General features: G+C 66.7%; 17 protein-coding genes. 8 read left to right on the forward strand and 9 right to left on the reverse strand.

Going from position 1 to position 23356, the window contains the following annotated elements; translation table 11 throughout:
* Nucleotides 1-261 precede the first annotated feature (261 nt).
* Nucleotides 262-3132: a DNA polymerase I gene (gene polA, locus HNO88_RS04375; protein ID WP_184243085.1), complete on the forward strand. Its 2871-nt coding sequence runs from the start codon at nt 262-264 to the stop codon at nt 3130-3132.
* Nucleotides 3133-3153: 21 nt separating this feature from the next.
* On the opposite strand, the gene HNO88_RS04380 is transcribed toward polA, so the two are convergent.
* Nucleotides 3154-3366 carry a DUF4287 domain-containing protein gene (locus tag HNO88_RS04380; RefSeq protein WP_184242868.1) on the reverse strand — a complete coding sequence of 71 codons (213 nt, stop codon included), beginning with the start codon at nt 3364-3366 and terminating at the stop codon, nt 3154-3156.
* Nucleotides 3367-3507: 141 nt separating this feature from the next.
* On the opposite strand from HNO88_RS04380, the gene HNO88_RS04385 reads away from it, so the two are divergent.
* The 3 genes from HNO88_RS04385 to HNO88_RS04395 all read left to right on the forward strand — a co-directional run bounded on the left by HNO88_RS04385 (nt 3508) and on the right by HNO88_RS04395 (nt 7052).
* Nucleotides 3508-4659, forward strand: coding sequence for a mechanosensitive ion channel family protein (locus HNO88_RS04385; protein ID WP_184242869.1), 1152 nt, complete (start codon nt 3508-3510; stop codon nt 4657-4659).
* Between the two features lie 120 nt (nt 4660-4779).
* Nucleotides 4780-6462, forward strand: a complete 1683-nt coding sequence (locus HNO88_RS04390) for a catalase (protein WP_281383985.1) — start codon at nt 4780-4782, stop codon at nt 6460-6462.
* Complete coding sequence (locus HNO88_RS04395) at nt 6462-7052, forward strand: ankyrin repeat domain-containing protein (RefSeq protein ID WP_184242870.1); 591 nt, start codon at nt 6462-6464, stop codon at nt 7050-7052. Before HNO88_RS04390 ends, HNO88_RS04395 begins: the two co-directional genes overlap by 1 nt.
* Before the next feature lie 192 nt (nt 7053-7244).
* Here the strand turns inward: HNO88_RS04395 and HNO88_RS04400 are convergent, their stop codons facing one another.
* Nucleotides 7245-9551, reverse strand: coding sequence for a CDC48 family AAA ATPase (locus tag HNO88_RS04400; RefSeq protein WP_184242871.1), 2307 nt, complete (start codon nt 9549-9551; stop codon nt 7245-7247).
* A 565-nt stretch (nt 9552-10116) separates the two neighbouring features.
* Between HNO88_RS04400 and HNO88_RS04405 the strand changes: the two genes are divergently transcribed.
* The 3 genes from HNO88_RS04405 to HNO88_RS04415 all read left to right on the forward strand — a co-directional run bounded on the left by HNO88_RS04405 (nt 10117) and on the right by HNO88_RS04415 (nt 12145).
* A complete protein-coding gene (locus HNO88_RS04405; RefSeq protein ID WP_184242872.1) occupies nt 10117-10836 on the forward strand; it encodes a CoA transferase subunit A in 720 nt (239 codons plus the stop codon).
* A complete protein-coding gene (locus HNO88_RS04410; RefSeq protein ID WP_184242873.1) occupies nt 10836-11471 on the forward strand; it encodes a CoA transferase subunit B in 636 nt (211 codons plus the stop codon). Before HNO88_RS04405 ends, HNO88_RS04410 begins: the two co-directional genes overlap by 1 nt.
* Nucleotides 11472-11599: 128 nt before the next feature.
* On the forward strand, nt 11600-12145 hold the full coding sequence (locus tag HNO88_RS04415) for a glutathione peroxidase (RefSeq protein WP_184242874.1): 546 nt from the start codon (nt 11600-11602) through the stop codon (nt 12143-12145).
* Between the two features lie 199 nt (nt 12146-12344).
* On the opposite strand, the gene HNO88_RS04420 is transcribed toward HNO88_RS04415, so the two are convergent.
* The 7 genes from HNO88_RS04420 to hisS form a co-directional block, all read right to left on the reverse strand.
* Entirely contained in the window at nt 12345-13196 is an 852-nt protein-coding gene (locus HNO88_RS04420; protein WP_184242875.1) for a sulfurtransferase, read from the reverse strand.
* Between the two features lie 24 nt (nt 13197-13220).
* On the reverse strand, nt 13221-14465 hold the full coding sequence (metK, locus tag HNO88_RS04425; RefSeq protein ID WP_184242876.1) for a methionine adenosyltransferase: 1245 nt from the start codon (nt 14463-14465) through the stop codon (nt 13221-13223).
* Between the two features lie 37 nt (nt 14466-14502).
* Nucleotides 14503-16158, reverse strand: a complete 1656-nt coding sequence (gene lnt, locus HNO88_RS04430) for an apolipoprotein N-acyltransferase (RefSeq protein WP_184242877.1) — start codon at nt 16156-16158, stop codon at nt 14503-14505.
* 67 nt (nt 16159-16225) lie between these two features.
* On the reverse strand, nt 16226-17239 hold the full coding sequence (locus tag HNO88_RS04435) for a DUF4167 domain-containing protein (protein WP_184242878.1): 1014 nt from the start codon (nt 17237-17239) through the stop codon (nt 16226-16228).
* A gap of 251 nt (nt 17240-17490) precedes the next feature.
* Nucleotides 17491-18327 (reverse strand): peptide chain release factor N(5)-glutamine methyltransferase, encoded by an 837-nt coding sequence (prmC, locus tag HNO88_RS04440; protein WP_184242879.1) that lies wholly within the window; start codon nt 18325-18327, stop codon nt 17491-17493.
* A gap of 144 nt (nt 18328-18471) precedes the next feature.
* The gene (gene prfA, locus HNO88_RS04445; RefSeq protein WP_184242880.1) at nt 18472-19545 is read right to left on the reverse strand and encodes a peptide chain release factor 1; all 1074 of its coding nucleotides are present in this window, start codon (nt 19543-19545) and stop codon (nt 18472-18474) included.
* A 159-nt stretch (nt 19546-19704) separates the two neighbouring features.
* Nucleotides 19705-20961 carry a histidine--tRNA ligase gene (gene hisS, locus HNO88_RS04450; protein ID WP_184242881.1) on the reverse strand — a complete coding sequence of 419 codons (1257 nt, stop codon included), beginning with the start codon at nt 20959-20961 and terminating at the stop codon, nt 19705-19707.
* Nucleotides 20962-21247: 286 nt separating this feature from the next.
* Here hisS and HNO88_RS04455 point away from each other — a divergent pair, with 286 nt between their 5' ends.
* A complete protein-coding gene (locus tag HNO88_RS04455) occupies nt 21248-23188 on the forward strand; it encodes a M61 family metallopeptidase (RefSeq protein ID WP_184242882.1) in 1941 nt (646 codons plus the stop codon).
* Nucleotides 23189-23356 lie beyond the last annotated feature (168 nt).

Below are 23356 nucleotides of genomic sequence, written 5' to 3' on the forward strand. Positions count from 1 at the left end.
GTAGTACCCTTGAATTGTTTTTCCGGACCTGCGGGAGCATGACCCGCTAAAGCCAACCTCACGGCTAGACTTCGTTCGCGTCGATAATCGGCTTACCGCATCTATGCAAGCGTTGGTCGCCAAGTTGAGCCGCAACTCGTCGCACGCCATTCTTTGGACACAGAGTTTTGCCAGCGGCTCCGGCCCACCGACCGACCTGGGTACTGCTCTGGCTCCCACGTTCGCTGGATCATGGTCCCCCCTGCTGCTACCACGCGCGCCATGGAGCCCAAGCAGCATCTCTACCTGGTCGACGGATCGGCCTACATCTTCCGAGCGTACCACCGTCTCCCGCCGCTGACCGACCCCGAAGGGACGCCGGTGGGCGCGGTCTATGGCTATACGACGATGCTGTGGAAGCTGGCCGAGGACCTCAACAAGGCGGACGGGCCGACCCACCTCGCCGTCATCCTCGACAAGGCGAGCACCTCGTTCCGCAACGACTTGTACGACCAGTACAAGGCGCATCGCCCCCCTCCGCCCGAGGACCTGGTGCCGCAATTCCCGCTGATCCGCGATGCGACGCGCGCCTTCAGTCTGGCCTGCATCGAGGAACCGGGCGTCGAGGCCGACGACATCATCGCCAGCTATGCGCGCGCGGCGGTCAAGCGCGGCTGGGACGTGACCATCGTCTCATCCGACAAGGACCTGATGCAGCTGGTGGGCAAGTGCGGCGAACCGCATGACGGCATCGAAGGTGGCTGCATCGACATGCTCGACACCATGAAGAACCAGCGGATCGACGTGGCCGAGGTGGTCGAGAAGTTCGGCGTGCCGCCTGAGAAGGTCGGCGACGTGCTGGCGCTGATGGGCGACTCTGTCGACAACGTGCCGGGCGTTTACGGCGTCGGCCCCAAGACCGCCAGCAAGCTGATCCAGGACTATGGCGATCTTGAATCGGCGCTGGCGGCGGCGCCGACGATGAAGAAGGGCAAGCTGCAGGAACGCCTGATCGAGCATGCCGACCTGGCGCGCCTCTCCAAGCAGCTGGTGACGCTCAAGGAAGACTGCCCGCTGCCGATCGAGATGGACGACTTCAAGCTGACGGCGATCCCTCCCGAACCGCTTGCGGCGTTCCTCTCCAAGCATGGCTTCACCAGCCTGCTCAAGCGCCTGGACGGCGGGCACGGCAGCCCCGAGCGCACCACGCAGCTGCACCCCAGCAAGCCCGTCACCGCCGGCGCCAATCCGATCGAAGGCGCCGCGCGGCAGGACATGCCGGAGTGGCCCAAGGTGGACCTCGACGCATACAAGTGCGTCACCACGGTCGCCGACCTGGAGGCGTGGATCGCCCGCGCCTACGAGAAGCGGCTGATCGCGATCGACACGGAGACTTCGGCGCTCGACGCCATGCGCGCGGACCTGGCCGGCATCAGCATGGCGCTGGGACCCAACGATGCCTGCTACATTCCGCTCGGCCACGGCGGCAGCGACATGTTCGCCGAGCGCCCCGAGCAGATCCCGCTGGACGAGGCGCTGGCGCTATTGAAGCCGCTGCTGGAGGACGATGCCGTCCTCAAGGTCGGGCAGAACATAAAGTACGACCTCAACGTCTTTGCCCGCGTCGGCGACAGAGTGGGGGGCATCCACGTCGCCCCCATCGACGACACCATGATCATCTCGTTCTGCCTCGACGCCGGGCGCCAGATCGAGGGCATCGGCGGCGGCCACGGCATGGACGAGCTGTCCGAGCGGCACCTCTCCCACAAGACGCTGACGTTCAAGGACATTTGCGGCACCGGCAAGAAGGCGATCCCGTTCGGCGAAGTGCCGCTGGACCGCGCCACCCGCTATGCCGCCGAGGATGCCGACGTCACCTGGCGGCTCCACCAGCTGCTCAAGCCCCGCCTTAGCCATGAAGGCGGCACGCGGATCTACGAGCGGGTAGACCGCCCGCTGATCCCGGTCGTCGCGCAGATGGAGCGCCACGGCATCAAGGTCGATCGCGAGAAGCTTGCCGGCCTGTCCAAGGAGTTCGCCACCGCCGTCACCGCTCTCGAATGCGAGATCTTCGGCCATTGCGGGTTCGAATTCACCATCGGCAGCCCCAAGCAGCTGGGCGACGTGCTGTTCGACAAGCTTGGCTACAAGGGCGGGCGCAAGGGCAAGTCGGGCATGTACTCGACCGACCAGGCGATCCTGGAGGGCCTCGCCGCGCAAGGCGCGAAGGTCGCCACCAAGGTGCTCGAATGGCGACAGCTGACCAAGCTGCGCTCGACCTACACCGAGGCGCTGCAGGCGGCGATCAACCCCGCCACGGGCCGCGTCCACACCAGCTACTCGCTCGTCGGCGCGCAGACCGGGCGCCTGTCCTCGACCGATCCCAACCTGCAGAACATCCCGATCCGCACCGAGATCGGCCGCCAGATCCGCGATTGCTTCGTCGCCGAGCCGGGCAACGTGCTGCTCAGCGCCGACTACTCGCAGATCGAACTGCGCCTCGCTGCACACATGGCCGACGTGCCGCCCCTGAAGGAGGCGTTCGCCGCCGGAGAGGACATCCACAGCCGCACGGCGATGGAGATGTTCGGCACAGTCGATCGCGACACCCGCGGGCGGGCCAAGACGATCAACTTCGCGATCCTCTACGGCATTTCGCGCTGGGGCCTCGCCGGACGGCTCGGCACAGAATCCGATGAGGCGCAGGCGATGATCGATCGCTATTTCGAGCGCTTCCCGGGCATTCAGCGCTACATCGTCTCGACGCTCGAGACCGTGCGGGAGCGCGGCTATTCGGAGACGCTGTTCGGCCGCAAGACCTGGTTCCCGCGCATCACCTCCAAGGCCCAGGCCGAGCGTGCCGGCTCGGAACGCGCGGCGATCAACGCCCCGATCCAGGGCACCAGCGCCGACATCATCAAGCGCGCCATGGCGCGGATGGGCCCGGCTCTGGCCGACGCCGGGCTGAAGGACGTGCGCATGCTGCTGCAAGTGCACGACGAGCTGGTGTTCGAGCTGCCGGCGGGCGATGTCGCCGCCGCCAGGCCGGTGATCGAGCGGGTCATGTCCGAAGCGGCGTTGCCGGCCGTGACGCTGGATGTGCCGCTGGGGGTGGAGATCGGCTCGGGCGACAGCTGGGGCACGGCGCACTAGCGGATCATGGCAGGCCAGACATTACCCTTTGTCTTGCGACAAGGTGTGGGCGACGAGCGCATTGGCATGACCATGACCCATGCCATGATCGTTCTTGAGCATCGCGACCAGCTCCATGTGCTTGGCGGGCAGGCGTTCGCGCAGTAGAGCCTGCCATTCCGAGATGGGACGACCGTACTTCTTCTCGATCGACGGAAAGTACGAAGCGGGTCCTTTGACAGGTTCGTCGTTCATGAAGTGAAATGCCCTGAAGATCGCCTGAGATCTGCGATCCTCCGCGATTTCCCGCAGCACATCAAGCAGGCCTGACGCTTATCCGTGCCCGCGGCACGATTTAACGTGCAACTTGCTGCACCGCAGCATCGTTAGCCCGGCATGATCCATCTGATCGAGCACTACATCACCGGCGTCCCTTTGTGGGCGGAGCGGACGATCGTCGCCGTGATTGCCGCAGCCGTCGGGGCGCTGGCGGCGCTTCTCGTGCATACCATCCTCTACCGTGTCAGCGCGCGCATTGCCCGCGCCAGCCGCAGCAAGGCGGACGACATCCTTGTCGACCGGCTCGGGCGACCGACGCGGTGGTCGTTCGTGGCGCTGGGCGTCATCATCGCGGCGCGTGAGACCCCGGCGTTGGCAAGCGCCTGGGACAAGGTCGCGGGCTTCGTCATGCCGGTGCTGATCGGTTGGATTGCGCTCGCCATCCTGCGCACCTTCGTCGAGACGATGTACTTGCGCTACGACATTTCGGTCGAGGACAACCGCAATGCGCGCCGTCGGCGCACGCGGCTGGGCATCATCAGCCGCATCGTCAGCTTCGGCATCGTTTTCCTCACCGTTTCGCTGATGCTGCTGTCGATACCGGGCGTGGCCAAGATCGGCGTGACGCTGATGGCGTCCGCCGGCCTTGCCGCGCTGGCGGTGGGCGCCGCCGCGCAGCCGGCCTTGAAGGCTCTGATCGCCGGTTTGCAGATGGCGCTGACCGAGCCGATCTCGATCGACGACGTGGTGATCCTCGATGGCGAGTGGGGCCGGATCGAGGATATCCGCACCACCTACGTCGTCGTGCGTGTCTGGGACGATCGCCGCCTGGTGGTGCCGACCACCCGCTTCCTCGAAGACACCTTCCAGAACTGGACCAAGAGCACTGCGCAACTGCTGGGCACGGTGATGATCTACCTCGACCCCGGCGCCGACATCGGCCCGATCCGCGAGGAGTACACCCGCCAGATCACCTCCCATCGCCTGTGGGACAAGCGCGCGCAGATCCTGCAAGTCACCGATCACAGTGCCGATGCCATGGAGGTGCGCCTGCTCATGAGCGCCAAGGACGGGCCGACGCTGTTCGACCTGCGCTGCGAGATCCGCGAAGGCATGATCGACTGGATTCGTCGCAACCAGCCCGAAGCCCTGGTACGCCGGCGCATGCTGCCGGTATCACCGCTGGAGTTGGCAGCCGGTGCGCAGATGCTTGACGCCACCGTCGACGGAGCATCGAGCGGGAACGCCGCCGCCCGCTACAATCATTAGCTTTTCGGATTGTTGCCGCGCCACTGAGCGCATTCTCCGATCAGTCTGATGTGCCGAAGTCCTTGGCACAAGCCGTGAGGCTGCTGCATCTTCAAGCCTTCAACAGGAGGAGAGAAGATCATGAAGGCTTCGTATCGCTTGGCGCTGCTCGGCGCCGCCGCTCTGGTCCCATTCACCGGCGCCGCCGGGCAGACGTCCACCCAGGTCGAGGACCGGATGACGACGGTCGCTGCCCCACTCGCCGCTTACAAGCCCACGGCCGACCAGGCCGGTGTGGCCGGCACCGTCGACGCCGCTGCCGGACAGCCGGGCGCCGCGCCTGCGCAGATGACGCGCGACAACGGCGCGCCGATCGGCTCAAACCGCAACTCGCTCGCGGTCGGCGATGCGGGCCCGGTCCTGCTGGAAGACACCACGCTCATCGAGAAGCTCGCCCGCTTCGACCGTGAGCGCATTCCCGAGCGCGTCGTCCACGCGCGCGGCACCGGGGCGCTGGGCGTGTTTCGCGCGACCACCGACTTGTCGGACGTGACCAAGGCATCGCTGTTCGCGACGGGCAAGGAGACCCCGGTCTTCGTGCGCTTCTCCACCGTCATCCATCCCAGCGGCTCGCCCGAGGGACTGCGCGATCCGCGCGGCTTCGCGATCAAGTTCTACACCGATCAGGGCAATTGGGACCTTGTCGGCAACAACCTGCCGATCTTCTTCATTCGCGACGCGATCCAGTTTCCCGACATGATCCACTCGCTCAAGCCGTCGCCAGTGACCAACAAGCAGGATCCCAACCGCCTGTTCGAGTTCTTCTCGGGCACGCCCGAGGCCACCAACATGCTGGTGCACGTCTATTCGAACCTCGGCACTCCGGCCTCGTACCGGACGATGGACGGCAACGGCGTCCATGCCTTCAAGCTGGTCGACAAGGACGGCAAGGTCACCTGGGCGAAGTTCCGGCTGATCAGCCGTCAGGGCGTCAAGAACCTGAACGGCGATGCCGCGAACAAGGCGCCGTTCAACTACCTGACCGACGATCTGTACAGCGCCATTGCCGCGGGCGACAATCCGACCTGGGACGTGATGCTCCAGACGATGACGCCGGACGAGCTGGGCAAGCTCAGCTACAACCCGTTCGACGACACCAAGGAGTGGCTTGAAGTGCCGTTCCGCAAGATCGGCGAGTTGACGTTGAACCAGGTGCCGGAGAACTTCTTCCGCTGGACCGAGCAATCCGCCTTCGCGCCTGCCAATCTGGTGCCCGGCATCGAGGCGTCGCCTGATCGCATGCTGCAGGGCCGCCTGTTCTCCTACTCCGACACCCAGCGCTATCGCGTCGGCGCGAACGTGATGGACTTGCCGGTGAATAAGCCGCGCGTGCCGGTGGTGAACAACTACCAGGACGGACAACTCGACACCGCACTGGCCAACAAGAAGGTCGACGTGAACTACTTCCCTTCGGTCCTCGATCCCAAGACCGTCGACCCGTCGTTCGCGCCGACGCCCTACAAGGTCGATGCGATCGCCCGGACCGCGCCGATCTCGAAGACCGAACCGTTCGACCAGGCAGGCCAGTTCTATCGTTCGCTCAAGCCGGCGGACAAGGCCGACCTGGTCAAGAACCTGGCGGGCGACCTTGGCGTGGTCACCTCGATGCGCACCAAGGTGGTCATGGTCAGCTACTTTACCCAGGCCGACCGTGACCTGGGTGCTCGGCTCGCGAAGGCGGTCAAGGTGCCTATGGGCGAAGTCGAGCGTGCCGTGGCCGAATACACTGCCGCGGTCGACAAGCGCTATGCGGGGCAGCCGTGATGCCGTCGCTGCTGCTCGCCTCGATCCTGGCTGCCTCCGCTCCGGCGGCGGCAGTCACGACGCCGCCATCGCCCAGCGCCTCCGCTTCCGCCGCGCTGCCATCACTGGAGCGGAGGCAGGAGCTGCTATTCGAGGCGGCGAAGCTGGGCCGCGCCGACCTGATCCCGCTGCTGGTCCGGCAAGGCGCCGACGTGAACGCCTATGAGGGGCGCGGCTTCACGCCGCTGATCCTGGCAGCCTACAACGGCCAGGCCGCAGCGGTGGACGCACTGCTGAAAGCCGGTGCAGATCCATGCAAGGCGGACCGCAGCCAGGGCAACACCGCGCTGATGGGCGTCGCGTTCAAGGGCGACGATCGCATCGCCGCGATGCTTCTGCGCCAGACGTGCGACGTCGATGCCCGCAACAACGCAGGCCAGACGGCGCTGATGATGGCTGCGCTGTTCAACCGCACGCAGCAGGTCGGCATGTTGCTGAAGGCGGGTGCCGACCCGCAGGTGATCGATGCCGCGGGCCGCTCGGCCGCGAGCGTCGTGGCGGCACAGGGGAACACCGCTCTGGCAGAGCAGTTGGCCGCGCCGAAGCGATAGCCGCTTTGTCGGCGAGGGGCGGCCGACCTGGATACCACTGACATGCTCCACGCCCTTGCATTCTTAGGGCAACGGCAAGTGGATGGAGCACCCCTTCGTCACCTTGAAACGAGTTCAGCGTGACGATACTTTCCGAGTGAAGCGCTGGCCACAACGCGTGAAAGGCGGGGCACAAGCCCCGCCTTTCGCACATCAGTGGTCGTGCTTACGCTCGCGGCGGGGCTCGACCATGCCCGGGACGATGAAGCCGATCGGCTCGACTGCCATGGCGCGCTTCTTCAGCTCGCCCTTCATGCGGGCGTACTCTTCCTCCATCTCCACGGTCACGGTGGCGCGGCTGTCCTCCAGCGCCTCGTCGAAGTCGGCACGATCGACGTTCATCACGTCCGAGCCCTTCTTGCGGATCGCGATCAGGCCGGCGCGGCGGACCACGTCTTCTAGGTCGGCACCGGTGAAGCGCTCGGTCGCGCGGGCGATGCGGCCAAGGTCGACATCGGACGCCAGCGGCATCTTGGACGTGTGAATGCCCAGGATGTGCTCGCGCCCGGCCTCGTCGGGAGTGCCGACATAGACCAATTCGTCGAACCGGCCCGGCCGCAGCAGCGCCGGATCGACCAGCGCCGGGCGGTTGGTGGCACCGATCACCACGATCGACTGCATGTCCTCCATGCCGTCCATCTCGGCCAGCATGGTGTTGACCACGCGCGATGTCACTTGCGGCTCGCCCATGGAATTGCCACGCGCAGGCACCAGGCTGTCGATCTCGTCGATGAAGATCACGCAAGGTGCCACCTGACGCGCCCGGCTGAACAGCTTGGCGATCTGCTGCTCGCTCTCGCCGTACCACTTGCTGAGCAGGTCGGACGACTTGATCGAGATGAAGTTGGCTTCCGCCTCCTTCGCCACGGCCTTGGCCAGCAAGGTCTTGCCGGTGCCCGGAGGCCCATAGAGCAGGAAGCCCTTGGCCGGCCGGATGCCGAGGCGGTGGAAGCTCTCGGGGTTCTTCAGCGGCAGCTCGACACCTTCGCGCAGCTTGAGCTGGGCTTGGTCGAGTCCGCCGATATCGGCCCAGCCAATGTTGGGCACCTGCACCATGACCTCGCGCATCGCCGAGGGCTGCACGCGCTTCAAGGCCGCCAGAAAGTCGTCTCGACCGACCGACAGGCTTTCGAGGACCTCGGCCGGGATCGTGCGGGCTTCCAGGTCGAGCTTGGGCATGATCCGGCGCACGGCCTCGATCGCCGCCTCGCGAGCGAGCGCGGCAAGGTCGGCACCGACGAAGCCGTGCGTGGTGCGCGCGATCTCGTTCAGGTCCACGCCCTGCAGCGGCATGCCGCGGGTGTGGATGCCCAGGATCTCGCGCCGGCCGCTCTCGTCGGGCACGCCGATGACGATCTCGCGGTCGAACCGGCCGGGACGGCGCAACGCTTCGTCGATCGCATCGGGCCGGTTGGTGGCGGCGATGACGACGACATGCGCGCGCGAGTTCAGCCCGTCCATCAAGGTCAGCAGCTGGGCGACCAGGCGCTTCTCCGCCTCGCCGTGGACCTGCGAACGCTTGGGCGCGATCGAGTCGATCTCGTCGATGAAGATGATCGCGGGACTGGACTTGCCCGCCTCCTCGAACACCTCGCGCAGCGCCTTTTCGCTCTCGCCATAGCCCGAGCCCATGATCTCGGGCCCATTGATCGAGTGGAACGTCGCGTCGCTCTCGTTCGCCACGGCTTGCGCCAGGCGCGTCTTGCCCGTCCCCGGCGGGCCGTGCAGCAGGACGCCCTTGGGCGGATCGACGCCCAGGCGGGTAAAGAGCTCAGGGTAGCGCAGCGGCAGCTCGACCATCTCGCGCAGCTGGCGAATGGTGTCGGACATGCCGCCGACGTCGTCGTAGTTGATGTCACCGCGCGGGCTTTGCGCTTCCTCGTAGACTTCGCGCAGCTCGACCTCGGTGTTCTCGTCGATATGGACGATGCCCCTGGGCACGGTCGACACGACGTTGAGGCGGATCTGCGTCAGCGAATAGGCCGGCGCGTTGAACATGCGGCGCAGCTGCGGCGGCAGGTCGGCGACCTGCTGCTGGCCGGTGGTGGCGACAAGATCGCCCTGCATCATCGGCCGCTGGAAGAAATTGCGCTTCAGCGCCTGCGCCGGGCCCTGCAGCCGCATCTCCTTGTGCGCCGGCGCGAAGACGACGCGCTGGGCCGGGCGCGACTCCGCCTTGGCGACCTTCACGTGCTCGCCCGAACCCACTTCGGCGTTGCCGCGCTGCAAACCATCGAGGCGGATCACCTGCAGCTCCTCGTCCTCGGGATAGCCGAGCACGGCGCGCGCCACGGTGGTGGACTTGCCGGTGATCTCCAGCACGTCCCCTTCCAGCGCGCCGAGGGCGGACAGGGACGCGCGCGACAGGCGAGCGATGCCGTGCCCGCTCTCTTCCTGGCGAGCCGCTGCGACCTGCAGCTTGATCGTCCTGTCTTCCGTCTGGACCGCGGCTTCCGCCATCGCAATTCCCTTCCCTCGGTAAGCGGCCCGCCCCGGGCCTGACGCCGAGCTAGGAACGAGAGTCGGCGATTGCAAACCAATGGGTGGAAGGTGGGCTCGGTTCCGAGCAAGCGCGCGAGCGTGCACCCGCTCGAAAGCCGGGCGCGGGAAGGCAAGAAAAAAGGCCCGATCGTTACCGACCGGGCCATGGAAGTTTTGGGAGAGGATGCCTGAAAGGCACTTTCGATATGCCGTTCACGCCCTTTTTGTGCAAGTGCGAAAACTTTCAGTACAGTTGCGCAAACTGCATCCGATCGCCCGCGCGACGCAGCCAACCGAGCAAGACAGGGGGCCGCAGGAGGTTCACCGCCCTTGCAGGGCAAGCAATGTGCTTAAACTGTGGGCATGCCTGGTGAACTTTGTTGCTGTGGTGAGGGGCGGTCTCGCCACTTTGCTGCATCGCAGCAGAGAACGATGTCCCAGTGTCCGTGCACCGCTTTCGGAACTGGACCCGGCCCCGCTCCTTCGGCTATCGGCGCCGCAAAGCATTGCAGCGCAGCAGGCGCATGACACGGGAGCCCGCACGATGAAGAAGCTCTACCCCGATGCCACGGCCGCGCTGGACGGCCTCTTGCGCGACGGCCTGCTGATCGCGAGCGGCGGCTTCGGACTTTGCGGCCTGCCCGAGCGGCTGCTGGACGCGGTGCGCGACAGCGGGGTCAAGAACCTGACGTTCGCCAGCAACAATGCCGGGATTGACAACGAAGGCATCGGCAAGCTGCTACGCACCAGGCAAGTCAGCAAGATGATCTCGTCCTACGTGGGCGAGAACAAGGAGTTCGAGCGCCAATACCTCTCCGGCGAGCTGGAGGTGGAGTTCTGCCCGCAGGGCACCCTGGCCGAGCGCATGCGAGCCGGCGGCGCCGGCATTCCCGGCTTCTACACCAAGACCGGCGTCGGCACCCTGATCGCCGAGGGCAAGGAGACGAAGGTCTTCAACGGCCCGAATGGCGAAGAGGAATACGTGCTGGAACAGGGCATCTTCGCCGACCTGGCGCTGGTGAAGGCGTGGAAGGCGGACGAGACCGGCAACGTCGTGTTTCGCAAGACCGCACGCAACTTCAACGTGCCGGCCGCCACCTGCGGCAAGGTCTGCGTGGTCGAGGTGGAGGAGATCGTGCCGGTGGGCAGCCTCGATCCCGATGCCATCCACTTGCCGGGCGTCTACGTCCAGCGCCTGGTCCTGGGCGCGCCTTACGACAAGAAGATCGAGTTCACCACGACCCGTGAGAGGGAGACCGCCTGATGAGCTGGAATCGCGACCAGATGGCCGCCCGCGCCGCGCAGGAATTGCAGGACGGCTTCTACGTGAACCTCGGCATCGGCATCCCGACGCTCGTCGCCAACCACGTGCCCGCGGGCATGACGGTGACGCTCCAGTCGGAGAACGGCATGCTGGGCATCGGCCCGTTCCCCTATCCCGACGAGGTCGATGCCGACCTGATCAACGCCGGCAAGCAGACCGTGAGCGAACTGCCGCACTCGGCCTACTTCGATAGCGCGCAGAGCTTCGCGATGATCCGCGGCGGCCACATCGATCTCGCCGTGCTGGGCGCGATGGAGATCGCGCAGAACGGCGACATCGCCAACTGGATGATCCCGGGCAAGATGATCAAGGGCATGGGCGGCGCCATGGACCTCGTTGCCGGGGTCAAGAAGATCATCGTCGTCATGGAGCACACCGCCAAGGACGGCAGCCCCAAGTTCATCCCGGCCTGCACGCTGCCGCTCACCGGCAGGAACGTGGTGGACATGATCGTCACCGACTTGTGCGTCTTCGCGCGACCGGACCACGCGAGCCCCTTCAGGCTGGTGGAACTAGCGCCCGGCGTGACCGCGGACGAAGTGGCGGCGAAGACGACGGCGCACTACGAAAGCTGAGGCTTGGTCGCCCGCCTCGATCGAGCCGAGCGGAGTGTATGCACGCGGGCGTTGCGCCAGGCAGCTAGCGTCTTGCCGCCGTCATGCCGGCGCTCCATACCCCTCGCGCAACCTACGGGAGATTGAACATGGCCGACCTCGCCACCATCGCGCTGACCCGCATCGACGGCAAGCCCGACACCCTCGCGCAGCATGCCGGCAAGGTGCTGCTGGTGGTGAACGTCGCGTCCAAGTGCGGCCTCACGCCGCAGTACGAGGGCCTGGAAAAGCTCTACGAAACCTACAAAGATCGCGGCTTCGAAGTGCTCGGCTTCCCGGCCAACGACTTCGGCGCGCAGGAACCCGGCACGCACGAGGAGATCGTCGAGTTCTGCCAGCTGAACTACGGCGTTTCGTTCCCGCTCTTCGCCAAGGCCGACGTGACCGGCCCGGCCAAGCAGCCGCTCTATGCCGCGCTGATCGAAGCCGTGCCTGGCAAGCAGGGCGATGTCGAAAGCATGAAGGAGCGCTTCAAGGGCTATGGCATGACGCCCAACGAGGATCCCGAAGTGCTGTGGAACTTCGAGAAGTTCCTGATCGGCAAGGATGGGACGGTGGTCGGCCGTTTCGCGCCGGCGATGACGCCCGAGGACCCGGCGCTGGTGGCAGCGATCGAGGCCGAACTGGCGAAGTAGGCAGCGCCGTCAGGAATACCTGCTCGCGTTCCACTGCCCGCCCGGTACAATATACCACGTCGTCCCCGCGCAGGCGGGGACCCCGCTTCTCTCTTCGACGTTAAACAGGAAAGCGCCCCCCGCATGCACGGGGACGACGGATGTCGGTCAAGTAGGTGCAGGACGGTCAGGGAGCACCCGTCGCCGTCCGGCGTGGAGGCTACCTTTCCACCGGACGCGAGGGATCGCTCGTCCACTCGCTCCATGATCCGGGATAGAGCCGCCCGCCTTTCAGGCCCGCCACTTCCATCGCCAGCAGGTTGTGGCACGCGGTCACGCCTGAGCCGCATTGCAGCACTGCCTGCTCAGGCGTCTTGCCGTTCAGCGCTGTCCCGAACGCCTCCGCCAGTTCCGCAGGCTTCTTCAAGCGCCCATTCGCATCGTAGTTGTCACGGTAGAAGCGGTTGCTCGCACCCGGAATGTGCCCGGACACCGTATCGAGCGGATGCGGCGCGCCGGCAAAGCGCTGCGCATCGCGCGCGTCGATGACCTGCAGTTCGCCAGTGCCGATATTCGCCAGCACCTCGCGCGCGGTGATCGGCTGTCCGACCAGCGGCTCGCCCAGCATGAAGTCGCCCTCGCGCACCGGTCCGGGTTCGCCGGACTCGGACGGCAGGTCGGCGTCGCCCCAGGCCTGCCGCCCGCCATCGAGCACCGCGACCGCGCCATGGCCCAGCCATCGCAGCATCCACCACAGCCGCGCGGCGTAGATCCCGCCGTTGCCGTCGTAGGCGATGACCTGCTGTCCCGACTTCAGCCCGAAGCCTCGCATCGTCGCCGCGAAGGCGGTGCGCGCCGGCAGCGGGTGGCGTCCGTTGCTGCCGGTCACTTCGCCCGATAGATCGAGTTCGAGATCCAGATAGCGGGCCCCCGGCAGGTGCGCCTCCAGATACAGCGCCCGTCCCCGATCGGGATCGCCGAGGTCGAACTCGCAATCGAGCACCAGCACGTCGGCCCCGCGCGCCAGCATCGCGCGCAGGTCCTCCACTTGGGCGATCGTCTCGTACGTCATGCGATCACCCTTCCATCGCCAATCCTACTCGGCGGGTTCGAGCTTGTCCGTCCGGGCTGCCACCGCCGCGGTGAGCGCATCGCCAAGGTTCGTGCGCTCCCACGGGAACAGCTCGCCTTCGGGCTTGCGGCCGAAGTGGCCATAAGCGGCGGTCGGACGGTAGATCGGCTTGTTCAGGCCAAGGCCGACGCGGATGCCGCGTGGGGTGAGACCGCCCAGCTTGTCCGCCGCCACTTGCACGATCGCTGCCTCTAGCACTTCGTCCGGCACGGTGCCGGTGCCATGCGTGTCGACATAGAGAGACAGCGGCTTGGAGACGCCGATCGCATAGGAGACCTGGATCGTGCAGCGCGCCGCCAGCCCTGCGGCGACGACGTTCTTGGCGAGGTAGCGGGTGACATAGGCAGCCGAGCGGTCGACCTTGGTCGGGTCCTTGCCCGAGAACGCACCGCCGCCATGAGGCGAGGCGCCGCCATAGGTGTCGACGATGATCTTGCGGCCGGTCAGGCCTGCGTCGCCATCGGGGCCGCCGATCACGAAGCTGCCGGTCGGGTTGATGTGGTAGACGGTCTGCTCGCTCAGCAGTTCGGCCGGCAGCACGTCGGCCACGACCTTCTTCACATAGGCTTTGAGCTCGGCTTCCTGCTCGCCCTCGTCGTAGCCTTCCTTGTGCTGGGTCGAAACGACGATCGCGGTGGCCGCGACCGGACGACCATCGACGAAGCGCAGGGTGACCTGGCTCTTGGCGTCGGGCTCCAGGAACGGCGCCGCGCCGGAATGGCGGTCGGCGGCCATGCGGTGCAGGATCTTGTGGCTGTAGTCGAGCGTCGCCGGCATCAGGTCGGGCGTCTCGTCGCAAGCGAAGCCGAACATGATGCCCTGGTCGCCAGCGCCCTCGTCCTTGTTACCGCTGGCATCGACGCCCTGTGCGATGTGGGCCGACTGGGCGTGCAGATTGTTCGAGAAGTCGAACGTCTTCCAGTGGAAGCCATCCTGCTCGTAACCGATGTCGCGCACCACGGCTCGCACGGTGTCTTCGATCTCCTGCAGCGCGCCCTCGGCCCACTTGCCGTTCTCGAACACGCCCTTGCAGCGGATCTCGCCCGCCAGGACGACCTTCTGCGTCGTCGTCAGCGTCTCGCAGGCGATCCGCGCCTCGGGATCCTTGCTGAGGAACAGGTCGACGATCGCGTCGGAGATCTGGTCCGCGACCTTGTCGGGGTGACCCTCGGCAACGCTTTCGGAGGTGAAGACATAATCGCTACGCATCGGTCACCATCATATAAAGAAATCTTTATAGGTGGGATTAGGCCCTTCGGCGCCTGCGTGCAACCACCGATAGAACGAGGAGCAGCACGGCCAGGGCCAGAGGCAAGGCATTGCCGAAGCGCGCGAACAACGTCGGTTCATGCGCCGGCGGAATCTTCCCGTCGAGCCTGGTGGCCAGATGCATCGGCGCGAACTGACGCACGAGGCCATCGGCGTCGATCACCGCGCTGATCCCGGTGGTGGTGGAGCGCAGCACCGGCAGCCCCTCCTCGATCGCGCGCAGACGCGCCTGCGCCAGGTGCTGCGGCGGACCCCAGCTGCCGAACCAGCCATCGTTGGACGGGTTGAAGATGTAATCCGGCCTTTCGCGGCGATCGACCACCTCGCCCGAGAAGACGATCTCGTAACAGATCTGGATGCCCGCCTTGCCCAGCGTCCCGAAGTCCGACGTGCGCGGGCCCGGCCCCGGCCAGAAGTCCAGCGCGCCCGGCACCAATCGCGTCGCGCCCAGTGGCTCCAGCAGCCAGCGCAGCGCCAGGTACTCGCCGTAAGGGACGAGGTGCGCCTTGGAATAGCCATCCAGGATGTTGCCGCGCCCATCGATCGCGGTGACCGAGTTGCGGGCGGCGACGGCGTCGTCGTTCTTCATCACCAGATCGACCGCGCCGGTCAGCAGCAGGCTGTAGGGCCCGATCACCTGACCGATCCGGCGGCGCGCCAGTACCGGATCGGCTTCGTAGGTCATCTGCCGATAGAAGTAGTCGGGGTAGCCATCGCGCAAGTAGTCGGCGAGGCCGGACTCCGGCCAGAGCACCAGCCGGCGCTCGCCGCGGTCCTTTGGCATGGTGAGCCGCGCCATCTTGATGAAGTGCGGCTCGAAGTTGCGCGGGTCGTCCAGCGTCTCCTGGCGCAGGTCGGGCTGGATCAGCGTGTAGCGGATCTCGCCTTCTTGCCGGTCGAGGTAGCCGGCAGGGAGCAGCATCAACGCGGTTAGCCCCACGGCGAGCAGGCCGGCGCCCGCAAGCCAGCCGGCGCGCGTCGAGCCGTTGCTGGCGCGCGCGCTGCGGATGGCGTGATGTCCCAGCGCCGCGATGAGCACCAGCACGCCGGACAGCCCGTACGTGCCGATCCACGGCGTCAGGAGCGCCAGTCCCTGGCTGGCGAAGGGTCCGAGCAGCGCCACGCCAAGCGGGTTCCAGGCGAACCCGGTGAAGACCCAGGCTCGCATCCACTCGGTGACGATCCAGCAGCCCGCCAGCGCGATGCCGAGGGACACGCGGCCGGGCGTGCGCTCCGCGCCGAAGCCGCGCGCGAGCAGCCATGCGCCGAGCGTGGCGACACCCGGAAAAACCGCGAGGTAGAGCGAGAGCAGCACCACCGCGATCCCGCCCAGCCAGGCAGGCATCTGCGCCTGATAGGTGAACGCCGTGGCAATCCAGTTGTCGCCGATGGTGAAATGAGCGAGGCCGAACAGCCAGCCGAGCAGGAAGGCACGGCGCGCGCGATGGGCATGGCCAACCAGTTCGATCAGCCAGACCACGCCAAGGATGGTGAGCGGCCACCACGCCAGCGGCTGGAAGCCGCAAGCCGCAAGCGACCCGGCGACGAGCGCGCCGATATGGGAGTGCCGCAGGATGGCGATCAGCGGCTTGCGAAGTGCTCCGGGTCCTGGTGCTGTGGGTGCTGAATCCATGCGCAGCGGCTTGCCGGGAGGGGACGCGCGGCGCAAGCGATAGTGCCGCGCCGCGCGTCCTCCAGCGTCAGTTTACCGTTTCGGGCAGAGCGCCGGCGGCATCGTCGGCCGGCGGCGCGGCGCGGCGCGTACGGCGCTTGGGCTTGGCCGGTGCCTCTTCGGCGACGTCGTCGCGCGGAGCGGCGGTCGCCTCGGCGCGCGCTTCCTCGCGACGGGGCGAGATCGCCGGCGGCAGCATGGCCGGATCGAGATTGGCAGGCTCGGACTGGGCGGCGCCGGTCTCGGTCGCCTCGTCACGACGCGGCTTGCGACCGCGCGGTGCGCGGGCCGGACGCGCTTCACGCACGAACGGGTTCTCGGCTGGCTCGAACAGGGTCGGCTCACCCGCCGCGTCGGGCTGCTGCTCGGGCGCGAGAGCGGCTGCCGCCTCTACCGGCGCGCGGTCGGTACGCTCGGCACGGTCCTGGCGCTCGGGACGATCCTGGCGCTCGGGACGATCCTGGCGCTCGCCGCGACGGCCGCGATCACCGCGTTCGTTGCGGTCATTGCGCTCGTTGCGGTCATTGCGCTCAGCGCGATCACCCCGGTTCTCGCCGCCGTAGCCCTGGCGGTTGCCGGACTCGGCCTGGCCGTTCTGGCCCGTGTTCTGACCGGCACTGTGATTGCCGTTCTGCGACTGCTGACCGTTGCCGTTCTGGCCACCGTTCTGAATCGAGGGGGCATAGTTGCCCGCGCGATCGTACGGCGAGTTGGGATCGGCGTAGTAGTCGTCCTCGGCCTCTTCCTCGTTGTACTCGCCCGGACGGTCGTTGGGACGCGGCTGGCGCTGCTCCTCCTGACGCACGCGCTGGTCGGCGATGACACGGAAATAGTGATCGGCGAACTGGAGGTAGTACTCCTCCGTCACGCGATCGCCGTTCAGGTGCGCATCGTGGGCGAGCTTGCGATACTTCTCGAGCATCTGTGGCGCGTTGCCGCGCGCCCTGCTGTCGATCCGGTTGAGCTGTTGCCCGCCTTGCTGACGATTGTTATTCCCCCGGCCACGCCGACGGTTGTTGTTATTATTACGATTGTTATTCAAGGATAGCGTTCCTCAAAACCCCGGATCAGTCGGTACCCCGCCAGGCCAGCTGGTCGAAATCCGCAATGCCGCATGTCGCTCCATCACGGGTCGCTTTCCGACGGCCGTGATCCCGACATCTGCCGGATCGCAACTCCCCCGCCGCGACCGAATGCAAATGCTGGAGTCGAACCGGGCATGGGAAAATCCACGTCCATAGGCCGGTTCGATCTCTGACCTAGGCGGTGCGCCGCCAAATTCCAAGCGAAATCTTATGTCCGCAGCGCTAATTCGACGACCCGTGCGCGGCCGCCCAGATCCTGATGGACTTGCGTGGCAAAGCCACTCTCCTCGGCGAGCGACCGGACCGCCTCGGCCTGGCTCGCGCCGATTTCCAGAAAAGCGGTGCCGTCCGGAGCCAGAAGGCGGGCCAGCTGAGGTATGAGCAGCCGATAATCGTCGAGGCCGTCGGCTCCGGCGAACAGCGCGCCTGCCGGTTCGTAGGCCCGGACCGATGGCGCAAGGTCGGCATCCGCCTCGACGTAAGGCGGATTGGCGAGCACGAGATCGAAGCGGCCAAGCGTCTCGTCCCACCCCTCCTGCGACCAGTCGGCCGGCAGCATCGTCGCGCGATCCGCCAATCCCAAGGCCTGCGCATTGGCCGCCGCCAAGGCGACTGCGCCCGGGCTACGATCGATGCCGATGCCTTCGGCCCCCGACAGGTGCGCCAGAGTGGCGAGCAGCAGCGCGCCCGAGCCGGTGCCGCAGTCAAGGACGCGCCGGGCATCAGGCTGTGCAGCGAGTGCCCGCTCGACCAGCACTTCGCTGTCGGCGCGGGGAATGAGAACCTCGGGGCCGACGCCGAAGGGCAGGCCGAAGAACTCTTGCGTGCCGGTGATGTAGGCGACTGGTTCGTGGCGCAAGCGGCGCTCGGTCAAGGCGGCATAAGTGGCGGGTGCCGGGTCGCCCATGTGGCGCAGCAGCAGGTCCGAGCGGCTCACACCCAGCGCATGGGCCATCAGCACTTCGGCATCGAGCCGGGCGGTGTCGCTGGTGGCGGCAAGCTCGGCTGCCGCATCGCGGATGGCTTTGGTCACGGGCGACGTCATCGGCAGGAACGATCGGCGAAAGCCCGTCGCCCCCGCGCAGGCGGGGGTCCCGCTTTCTTCTGGCTCAAGCCGGTTCGCGGGAAGATAGCGGGGCCCCCGCCTGCGCGGGGGCGACGAAATGCATGCGACGCAAGTTTCCTTCCCTCACCCATCCATCGCCGCCAGGCGCTTGGCCTCGTCCTCGGCGATCAGCGCATCGATCATCTCGGCGAGGCCCGGGCCCTCCAGCACTTCCGGCAAGCGGTGCAGCGTCAGGTTGATGCGGTGGTCGGTGACGCGGCCTTGCGGGAAGTTGTACGTCCGAATGCGTTCCGAGCGATCGCCCGAGCCGACCATGGCCTTGCGCGCCTCGGCCTCTGCTCCTTGCGCCTCGTCGCGCATCTTTTCGTACAGGCGGGTGCGCAGGACCTGCATGGCCTTGGCCTTGTTCTTGTGCTGGCTGCGCTCGTCCTGACAGATCACCACCAGGCCGCTCGGCAAGTGGGTGATCCGCACCGCCGAATCGGTGGTGTTGACGTGCTGGCCGCCGGCGCCGCTTGCGCGGTAGATATCGATCTTGAGGTCCTTGTCGTCGATCTGGACGTCGACTTCGGTCGGCTCGGGCAGCACCGCGACGGTGGCGGCGGAGGTGTGGATGCGCCCGCCGCTTTCGGTCACCGGCACGCGCTGGACGCGGTGGACGCCGCTCTCGAACTTCAGCTTGGCGAAAACGCCGGTGCCCGCGACGTTGGCCACCACTTCCTTGAAACCGCCGACATCGCTGGCGCTGGCGCTGATCATTTCGACCCGCCAGCCCTGCTCGACGGCGTAGCGCTCGTACATGCGATAAAGGTCGGCCGCGAACAGCGCGGCTTCGTCACCGCCGGTGCCGGCACGGATCTCGAGCATGGCCGGGCGCTGATCGGCGGCGTCGCGCGGCAGCATGGCGAGCGCGAGCCGGCGTTCGGCCTCGGGCAGCTCGGCCTTGAGGCGCGCGACCTCCTCCTCGGCAAGTGCTCGCATTTCGGGATCGGGATCCTGGAGAGCCTGCAAGCTCTCCAGCTCCCCCCGCATGGCGAGCACCTCGGAGGCGATGCGGGCGACCGGCTCCAGCTCTGCATAGTCGCGCGAGGTGCTGACGAAGGCGTCGCCCTCCAGCGTGCCAGAGGCGAGGCGCGCTTCGAGCTCGGACAACCGACCGGCGAGCTGCTGCAGGCGATGTTCGGAGATGGTGCTCATGGGACCGCGAGTTCCTCCCCTGCAAGGGGAGGGGGACCGTCCGCACAGCGGACGGTGGAGGGGTGTCCCCGCTGGTGTCGCACGCTCGCGAGAGGGTTACACCCCTCCGTCAGTCCTGCGGACTGCCACCTCCCCTTGCAGGGGAGGATCTGGGACATGTCAGCCATTGCTGCCGATCCGCGAGGGAATGGCATGGAGCGGCACGCGCTCCTGGTCGCCGGTGATCAGGTCCTTCACCATTGCCTCGCCGGCGGCGAGTTCCTCGTCGCCGACGATCAGCGCGAAGCGGGCGCCGCTGTCGTTGGCGCGCATCATCCGCTTCTTCATGTTGCCGCGATAGCCCATGTCGACCGCCAGCCCCGAACGGCGCAGCGTCGCGGCGAGGCCCAGGCACGCGGTGTCCGCCGCCGGCCCGAGCGGGATGATCGCCACGTCCGCCTTGGCTTCAGCCACCTCGCCCGCATCGGCGACCAGCATCGCCAGGCGCTCGATGCCCGCCGCCCAACCGACCGCCGGAGTAGCCGGACCGCCGAGTGCCTCCATCAGGCCGTCGTAGCGCCCGCCGCCCAGCACGGTGCCTTGCGCGCCCAGCCGGTCGGTGACGAACTCGAACGCGGTGTGCCGATAGTAATCCAACCCACGCACGAGGGCCGCAGCGCGGGTGTGCGCCACCCCTGCCGCTTCGAGCCCTTGCGTCACCGCACCGAAGAAGTCCTGCGCCTCTGCCGACAGGTAATCGTCGATCCGCGGCGCCGCATCGGCGAAGGGCCGGTCGCGCGGGTCCTTGGAATCGAGGATGCGCAGCGGATTGCGCTCAAGCCGGTCCTGCGAATCCTCCGACAGCTCGGCACTGTGCGCGCGGAAGTACTCGACCAGCGCGGCGCGCCAGGCATCGCGGCTCGCCGCATCGCCCAGCGTGTTGAGCTGCAGCGTCACGCCGTCGGCGATGCCGAGCTCGCGCAGGAGGTGATCGGCCATGACCAGCAGCTCGACATCCGCCGCCGGCTCGGGCGCACCGATCACTTCGGCGTCGATCTGGTGGAATTGGCGATAACGCCCCTTCTGCGGCCGCTCATAGCGGAACAGCGGGCCATGCGTGGCGACCTTCAACGGCGCGTGCTGCTGCCAGCCGTTGGTGATGAAGGCACGGGCGATGCCGGCGGTGAATTCCGGCCGCAGCGTCAGCGATTCGCCGCCGCGATCCTCGAAGGAGTACATCTCCTTGGAGACGACATCCGTCGTCTCGCCCAGCGAGCGCGAGAACACGGCGGTCTTCTCGAACACCGGCATCTCCGCACGGCGGAAGCGGTAGAGCTTGCGGACGCGCTCGAAGGTCTCGACGACGCGGGCGAAGGCCTCGGCTTGGGGGCCGAAGATGTCCTGCGTCCCGCGAATGGCTTGGGGGGTGGTGTTCATCGTCCGCGCGCTTAGCCGACACGCGCAGTGAAGCAAAGGTGGCGGCGGCGACGGGCACCAGCCTTCGATCCAATTCATCGTCACCCTGAACTTGTTTCAGGGCCTTTTGCGCAGTTGTAACCGGGTTGCTTGCCGGCCAACTGCCAGTGCGGTTTGCGTGCTCGAAGCACCGGGCTCTCGGCATGATAGATCCTGAAGCAAGTTCAGGGTGACGAAGGATGCGACTCGCGTCTTCTTCGCGATACTGAGGCTTGCAGTTTCCAGATTGCCTAAGCATTGATGTTGCATGAAGATAATCCACGCGGTCGCACCGCTCGCATTCGCCACTCTCTCCATCACCACCCCCGCAGCGGCGCAGCAAGCCACCGGCAACACCGCGCCAGAAGCCGTCGCCCTGCCGCCTGCGCTCCCGCCGGCGCGCGATGTCGCATATCCGGGCACGATCACGCTCACCATCGATGCCACGGACACCCGCCGCGGCGTCTATGCCGTGACGCAGACGATCCCGGTCGCCGCCGGCACGCGCGAGCTGACGCTGCTGGAACCGCTGTGGATCCCCGGTGGTCATAGTCCCCGCAACAGCCTGGCCCTGTTCGCGCAGATCCGCTTCGAGGCGGACGGCAAGCCGCTGCGCTGGCAGCGCGACGACGTGCAGGTGAACGCCTTCCACCTCGCCCTGCCCGACGGCACGAAGACCGTCACCGCGAGGTTCGTCCACACCTCGCCGTTGCAGGCATCGGAAGGGCGCATCACCATGACGCAGGAAATGCTGAACCTGCAGTGGGAGAAGATGAGCCTCTACCCGGCCGGGTACTATGCTCGCCGGATCCAGGTGGTCCCGCAGGTCAAGGTGCCGGCGGGTTGGAGCGTGTTCACCGCGCTGGACGGCATGAGCCGGCAGGGCGACGTGGTGCGCTGGAGCAAGGTCGATTACGCGACCCTGGTCGATTCTCCTATCTTCGCCGGCCTGCACGCCAAGAGCTGGGACCTTGGGCAGAACGTCAAGCTGGATGCCGTCGCCGACGACCCGCGCGACCTGGCGATCAAGCCTGAGCACCTGGAGACCTACCGCAAGCTCGTCACCGAGGCGACCGCGCTGTTCGGCGCCCGCCATTTCGATCACTACGACCTCATGCTGGCGCTGACCGACCGGATGGGCGGCATCGGCCTGGAACACCACCGCTCCAGCGAGAACCAGATGGAACCCAACACCTGGGTCGACTGGAAGGAGATGGACTGGGACCGCAACGTCATGCCGCACGAGCTGGTGCACAGCTGGAACGGCAAGTACCGGCGCCCGGCCGAATTGTGGACGCCGGAGTACCAGTACCCGATGCGCAATTCCCTGCTGTGGGTCTACGAAGGCCAGACTCAGTTCTGGGGCCTGGTGCTGGCGGCGCGCTCGGGCGTGCAGAGCAAGGAGGTGGTGCTGGGCGCGCTGGCGGCACAGGCCGGGCGCTACTCCGAAGGCCTGCCGGGCCGCGCCTGGCGCTCGGTCGAGGACACGACCTACGATCCGATCATCAACGGCCGCAAGGCCCTGCCACACGATTCGCTCACTCGCGGGGAAGACTATTACAACGAAGGCGCGCTCGTCTGGCTGGAGGCCGACCAGGTGATCCGCCAGGGCACGCGCGGCGCCAAGGGCCTGGACGATTTCGCCCGCGCCTTCTTCGGCATGCGCGACGGTGACTGGGGCGAGCTCACCTACACCTTCGACGATGTCGTCGCCACGCTGAACGGGGTCTACGCCTACGATTGGGCAAGCTTCCTGCGCGATCGGCTCTACACCCCGAATGCACCCGCGCCGCTCGCCGGGATCGAGAAGGCCGGATACAAGCTGGTCTGGAAGGACAAGCCCAACCCCTACACCGAAGGCGCGTCGAAGGATCGCAAGACGCTGGACCTGACGTACTCGCTGGGCCTGGCGGTCAACAACGAGGGCGAGGTCACATCGGCGGTGTGGGATGGTCCGGCGTTCGATGCCGGCGTGGTCAAGGGCGCGAAGATCGTCGCGGTCAATGCCACGGCCTACACGCCCGAGGTGATCAAGGACGCGGTCGTCGCGGCCAAGACGAGCAACAAGCCGATCGAACTGCTGGTGAAGCGCGGCGAGCAGTACCAGACGGTGCCGGTCACCTGGAACGGCGGCCTGCGCTATCCGTGGCTGGAGCGGGCGGGCAGCAAGGACACCGGGCTGGACAGGCTGCTGGCACCCAAGGGCTAGGCCGTCTCCGCTCATTCGTCATCCCCGCGAACACGGGAATCCATCTCCAGGTAGTTGGTCAAACGCGAACTCAGGAGATGGATCCCCGCCTTCGCGGGGATGACGAGTATGCGCACAGGGCCGTGGCCTGCGTGCGCTGTCCCCCACGCAACCTTACCCAATAGCAAG

Source organism: Novosphingobium chloroacetimidivorans (assembly GCF_014204535.1).
GTDB classification, from domain to species: Bacteria; Pseudomonadota; Alphaproteobacteria; order Sphingomonadales; family Sphingomonadaceae; genus Novosphingobium; species Novosphingobium chloroacetimidivorans.